8 protein-coding genes are annotated in these 5,687 nt (G+C 69.4%); 4 read left to right on the top strand and 4 right to left on the bottom strand.

Annotated features, from left to right (window positions below; translation table 11 throughout):
- Together WBA11_RS18790 and WBA11_RS18785 are read right to left on the bottom strand one after the other, a co-directional pair.
- Window positions 1-700, bottom strand: a 700-nt coding sequence (locus tag WBA11_RS18790; protein ID WP_424522158.1) for a serine/threonine-protein kinase, incomplete at its 3' end; no start/stop codon positions are given.
- 21 nt (window positions 701-721) lie between these two features.
- Window positions 722-1,312, bottom strand: coding sequence for an ECF-type sigma factor (locus WBA11_RS18785; RefSeq protein WP_424522157.1), 591 nt, complete (start codon window positions 1,310-1,312; stop codon window positions 722-724).
- Between the two features lie 146 nt (window positions 1,313-1,458).
- Here WBA11_RS18785 and WBA11_RS18780 point away from each other — a divergent pair, with 146 nt between their 5' ends.
- From WBA11_RS18780 to WBA11_RS18765, 4 genes are all read left to right on the top strand, one after another.
- Entirely contained in the window at window positions 1,459-1,695 is a 237-nt protein-coding gene (locus tag WBA11_RS18780) for a hypothetical protein (RefSeq protein WP_424522156.1), read from the top strand.
- 74 nt (window positions 1,696-1,769) lie between these two features.
- Window positions 1,770-3,569: an ABC transporter ATP-binding protein gene (locus tag WBA11_RS18775; RefSeq protein ID WP_424522155.1), complete on the top strand. Its 1,800-nt coding sequence runs from the start codon at window positions 1,770-1,772 to the stop codon at window positions 3,567-3,569.
- A gap of 62 nt (window positions 3,570-3,631) precedes the next feature.
- A complete protein-coding gene (locus WBA11_RS18770; protein ID WP_424522154.1) occupies window positions 3,632-3,769 on the top strand; it encodes a hypothetical protein in 138 nt (45 codons plus the stop codon).
- Window positions 3,762-4,244, top strand: coding sequence for a peptidylprolyl isomerase (locus WBA11_RS18765; protein WP_424522153.1), 483 nt, complete (start codon window positions 3,762-3,764; stop codon window positions 4,242-4,244). The genes WBA11_RS18770 and WBA11_RS18765 overlap by 8 nt, the downstream gene beginning before the upstream one ends.
- An 85-nt stretch (window positions 4,245-4,329) precedes the next feature.
- Here WBA11_RS18765 and WBA11_RS18760 read toward each other — a convergent pair whose 3' ends face one another.
- Both WBA11_RS18760 and WBA11_RS18755 read right to left on the bottom strand, forming a co-directional pair.
- Window positions 4,330-4,461, bottom strand: a complete 132-nt coding sequence (locus WBA11_RS18760) for a hypothetical protein (protein WP_424522152.1) — start codon at window positions 4,459-4,461, stop codon at window positions 4,330-4,332.
- A gap of 101 nt (window positions 4,462-4,562) precedes the next feature.
- A partial coding sequence (locus WBA11_RS18755; RefSeq protein WP_424522151.1) for an amidase occupies window positions 4,563-5,687 on the bottom strand: 1,125 nt, incomplete at its 5' end.

The raw sequence follows: 5,687 nt of genomic DNA, 5'->3' as shown, positions 1-5,687 counted from the left end.
CAGCCAGTCGGGCAATGCCGAAGTCGAGCAGCTTGACGACCGGCCGCCCCTCTTCTACGCTTACGAGCACGTTCGACGGCTTGAGGTCGCGGTGGACGACCAGCTGCCGGTGCGCGTAGGCGACGGCGTCGCAGACCTGGGCGAACAGCCGGAGCCGAGCTTCGAGGCCGAGCCGACGCCGGTCGGCATAGTCGGTGATCGGGACGCCGTCGACGAACTCGAGGGCGAGGTAGGGGCGGCCGTCGCCCGCGGTCCCGCCGTCCAGGAGGCGCGCGATGGCGGGGTGGTCCAGGCGAGCGAGCAGGTGGCGCTCGGCGCGAAACCGCGTCAGGACGTCGGGCGCGAGGCCGGGGCGGACCAGCTTGATCGCGGCCCGCCGCTGGTAGGTGCCGTCGGCGCGGACGGCCTCGAAGACCTCCCCCATGCCTCCTTCGCCCACACGGCCCCGGATCCTCCACCGTCCGACTTGTGACGGGACTGCCCGCTCGACCGGCGCCGGTAATCCGCCCGCCACGACGCCCTCGAAGAGGCCGCCGGCCTGGGCGTCGAGGGCGAGCATCCGTTCGACCTCCTCTCGGAGACCCCGGTCGGGCGCACCGTCGGTGCGGCACGCGTCCTCGAGGTAGGCCGCCCGCTCGTCAGGAGCTAGGTCGACGGCCTCAGAGAAGAGGCGCTCGAGGAGTTGCCAGCGGTCGGACATCGCGTCCGGTGTGAGCGGAGATCAGGAGTTGCTCAACAGACGGTCGTCCTTGAGCTCGCCGTAGAGCCAGGCGCGGGCCGCCCGCCACCCCCGCGTGACGGTCGCTTCGGAGACCTCGAGGGCTTCGGCGGTTTCGATGACCGAAAGCCCCCCGAAGTAGCGGCACTCGACGATGCGGGCGGCGCGTTCGTCGGCCTCGGCGAGCTTGGCGAGGGCGTCGTTGAGGGCCAGCACTTCGTCGGCCTGGTCGTCGGTGAGCAGGTGCGCGACGGCCTCGTCGAGGGGCAGGTCGGGCGTCGACCCGCCGCGCTTCTGGGCGCTCCGCGCCTCGGCGTAGCTCACCAGTACCTGGCGCATGGCCCGGCTCGCCGTCGCCAGGACGTGCGCGCGGCTCTCGAAGTTGGTCTTGCCGACCAGCTTGACGTACGCCTCGTGGACCAAGGCCGTCGTGTTCATGGTCCAGTTGCCCTGCCAGCGCGCACGCTGCGCACGTGCGAGCCCGTGGAGCTCGTCGTAGAGTTGCCGGTACAGGGCCGACGCGTCGGCTTGGCCGGTGCGGATGGCCTCGAGGAGTGCCTCGACCTCAGGGTCGTTAGAGGCGCCTTGGGACATGGTGGTGGCAGTGGCGCGCCTGCAAACTAGTGGTTCTCCCCATCTTGTGCGACTCTAGAAGCGTTAGACGCAAGACGGATGCCGACCTCGAGGGCGCAACCCGACGGCCGGCTGCTGGTTCGAGGAGCTCCCATCCCTCGTCTCCCATGTCCGACTCTCCCACTCCACGCAAGCCTGAGCAACCTCAAGACGCAGTGCCCTCGATGGACCTCGAACGAGATGCTGCTCCCGCGGCCTCGGAGGTCGAGGACGGCGCCCGCGTGGCGGAGGCCGGCAACGCGTACGTCGGCCGAACGCTGGACGACGACCTCAAGTCGAGCCCTCGCGTCGAGGACGGCGACGAGGCCGTCGACCGCACCCCGTCGACGGCGCGCGACGACTAGCGACCTCGAGGACGTCCCGCATGAGGCGTTCGTGAGGAACGAACCCCCGTGCTGCGCGCGACCGTTGACGGCGCATGGCAACACCTGACGCGCCGCGCTCCCTCGCCAAGACGCTGGGCCGGATTCTGTCGTTTGCGCGCCCCTACCGCGGGCGGCTCGTGGCGGCGATCGTGTTTACGCTGTTGGGGACGGCCGTCGGGCTGGTCGTCCCGCTCGGGTTGCAGCGGTTGCTCGACTCGGTGTTCGAGGCCGCGAATGGGCCGCTCTTGGACACGCTGGCGCTGGCGCTGCTGGGCCTGTTCGCGTTGCAGGCCGTGCTCGGGTTTGCGGGCACGTACCTGATGGACTGGACCGGCGAGCGCGTCGTCACGGACCTGCGGCAGCGCCTGTACAGTCACCTCCACCGACTCGGTCTTCGGTTTTTCTCGGACCAGCGGACGGGCGAGATCACGAGCCGTCTCACCAACGACGTCTCGAAGATCCAGTCGGCTGCGACCAGCGACCTGGCAGAGGTCCTGCGGCTGTCGCTGACCATGGTCGGGTCGGTGGCGCTGATGCTGGCGCTCAACTGGCGGCTGTCGCTCGTCATCTTCGCCGTCGTCCCGCCGATCGCGATCGCGATGCGGTACTTCGGCCAGGTCGTGCGGAAGCTCTCGAGGACGATCCAGGACCAGCTCGCCGATACGACGGCCGTCGCTGAGGAAGCGATCACGGCGGTTCGCGTGGTGCAAGCGTTCGGCCGGGAGCCGTACGAGGTCGGGCGCTACCGCGACGCCGTGGAGGCGCTGTTCGGGACCTCGAAGCGACGCGCATGGATCGTGGCCGCGTTCTGGAACAGCGTCGGCCTGGCGTTCTCCGTCGCCCTGGTGGTCATCTTCTGGTACGGCGGCAAAGAGGTCTTGCAAGACCGGCTGACGGCCGGCGAGCTGGTCGCGTTCATCTTCTACGCGCTCAATATCGCGCGGAGCGTGGCCGGAGCCGGCCGCCTCTACACGTCGTTTCAAAGCGCTGCCGGCGCCTCCGACCGCCTGTTCGAGCTGCTCGACACCGAGCCCGAGATCGTGGAGAGGCAGGACGCCATCGTCCTCGAGGACGTGCGCGGATCCGTCGTCCTCGAGGGCGTGTCGTTCGCCTACCAAGACGGCCAGCCCATCCTGACCGACGTGACCGTCCGAGCGGCGCCGGGCGAGACGATCGCGCTCGTCGGGCCGAGCGGCGCGGGCAAGACGACCTTGCTCAACCTGATCCCCCGCTTCTACGACGCGGACACCGGCACCGTCTCGATCGAAGGCGTCGACGTCAAGGACGCGACCCTGGCGAGCGTCCGCGACGGCGTGGCGGTCGTGGCCCAGGACGTCGAGCTGTTCGGCGTCTCGCTCCGCGACAACATCCGCTACGGGCGGCTCGACGCGACCGACCTCGAGGTCGAGGCCGCGGCCAAGGCGGCGTACGCGCACGAGTTTATCGACACGTTGCCCGAGGGCTACGACACGCCCGTCGGCGAGCGCGGCGTCAAGCTCTCGGGCGGACAGCGACAGCGCGTGGCGATTGCGAGGGCCCTCCTCAAAGACCCGCCGATCCTGCTGCTCGACGAGGCGACCTCCGCCCTCGATGCGGCCTCGGAGGCCGCGGTGCAGGAGGCCCTCGACGAGCTGATGAGCGGCCGGACCACGTTCGTCATCGCCCATCGCCTGGCGACCGTCCGCGACGCGGACCGGATCGTCGTCCTCGAGGCCGGACGGGTCGTCGAGGAAGGGACGCACGAGGAGCTGGTCGCGCTCGGCGGGCTCTACGCGGACTTGGCCGAGCGGCAGTTCGACGCGCCGGAGTCGCGCGGAGACGGCGCGCCCACAGCAGCCGTCCCGGTCGGCTGATATCGAGGACGACGAGGGCCAGCCGCAGGTCCCCGTGCCGCCCTCGAGGGCAGCGACCGCCCGTGCTCGCACCGCTCCTCGGGCAGTCAGCGAGCATCGCTCTTCACCTCTTCTCGCCCTCTCACGCGCCCTCGAGGTCGAACCGCACGCACGCGCTCCCGTTTACCGCACACCCCAACCCAACCCTTAAGAATGGCTAAGCAGTATTCCTCCGCCCCGGAGATGACGATCGATACCGACGCGGACTACCGCGCGACGATCTCGACCAACCGCGGCGACATCGTCATCGACCTCTCGGCGGAGCACGCGCCCAAGACCGTCAACAACTTCGTGACCCTCGCAAAGGACGGGTTCTACGACGGGCTCACGTTCCACCGCGTGATCCCCAACTTCATGGTCCAGGGCGGCGATCCGCAGGGCACCGGCACCGGCGGGCCGGGCTACAAGTTCGAGGACGAGACGGTCGGCAACCCGCTGACGCACGAGACCGGATCGCTCTCGATGGCGAACTCGGGGCCGAACACGAACGGCTCTCAGTTCTTCATCACGCACGCGCCCCAGCCGCACCTCAACGGACGGCATACGGTCTTCGGCAACGTCGTCGAGGGCCAGGACGTCGTGGACGCGATCAAGCAGGGCGACACGATGGACAAGGTGACCATCGACACGAAGTAGTCTCGTTGGCCCCGCCAGCCTGACGGTTTTCGAGGCCGACTCTCGCGCCCCCGGCCCTGTGTCGGGGGCGTTTTTTTTGCTGACGCTAGAGCGGGACGTCGAAGGCGGAGAGCGTGATGCTGAGGGCGATGAGGACGGTCGCTAGTGCGATCCGGCGGAGGTCGATGGCCGTCATGGCGGGCGGTGGTGGGATGCCTCCAAGGAACGAGAGGGGCACCCGGATTCCTCCACGCGTGCGTTTACATCTCCGTTTGGTGACGCATTTGTGTGACACCCGAGACCATTACAGCCCCGCCCCAGGTGTACCTCACATGTTCATCAGCTCGTGGGCGGTCTCTGGAGGTGCGTATCGGTCGCATCCTGGATCGCGTGGGCCACGCGGAGCGCGTGGTGCTCGCCCCACAGCGGCCCGACGACCGTGATCGAGTGCGGGCTTCGGCGCTCGGGATGGCCCTCGACGGGGAAGAGACCGTTCGGGATCGCGACGGCCGGATGGCCCGTCAGGTTCGTGATCAAGATGCCGATGTCGAAGCTCGGCACGACCAGCGCGTCGACTTGGTCGAACAAGGCCGTCATGGCGCGCATGAGCTGGGTGCGGATGCGGTTCGCGTTGATGTACTCGACGGCCGGGATAAACCGGGCGTGGCGGAACACGGCCGTCCACGAGTCCCGCGTCTGGCGAACGAGCCCGTCGATCTCGCGCGAGCGCGTGAACTCGCCGAACGCCGCGGCCGCCTCGGCCTCCAAGATGAGCCGCAGCGGCCCGACCGGAAACTCGCTCGGCCACTCGACACGCCGGGGCTCGACGCCCAACCCGCGCAGCACCTCGACCGTGTCGCGGTCGGCGAGCTGAGCGTCGCCCTCGAGGTCGTCCGTGGGGACCGTCGTGCCGATGCGGAGGTCCGAGAGCGGGCTCGACGGCGCAAAGGGGAAGGCGGCGTCGGGCGAGCCGTCGGCCGGGCCACGGATGGCGTCGAAGACGAGGGCGGCGTCGACGGCATTTCGCGTCATCGGGCCGAGCTTGTCCATGCTCCACGACAACGCCATGGCCCCGTCCGTCGGGACGCGGTTGGTCGTCGGGCGCAAGCCGGTGACGCCGTTCCGCGTCGAGGGCGACACGATCGAACCAAGGGTCTCGCTGCCGATGGCGAACGGGACCAAGCCCGCTGAGACGGCCGAGCCCGGCCCGGCGCTCGACCCACTCGAGCCCTCGTCGGGATTCCAGGGGTTCTTGGTCGTGCCCCCGAACCAGACGTCGCCCCACGCGAGGGCACCGAGCGTCAGTTTGGCGACCAAGACGGCGCCCGCGTCCTCGAGGCGGCGGACGACCAAGGCATCGTCCTCGATGACCTGGTCCTGATAGGGCGCCGCGCCCCACGTCGTCTTGGCGCCGCGAGCGGAGAGCAGGTCCTTGGCGCCGTACGGGATGCCGTGGAGCGGGCC

The organism is Rubrivirga sp., assembly GCF_049648075.1.
Lineage (GTDB): Bacteria > Bacteroidota > Rhodothermia > Rhodothermales > Rubricoccaceae > Rubrivirga.
Note: the sequence above shows the minus strand (reverse complement) of the source record. Positions and strands in the feature narration are given on the sequence as shown.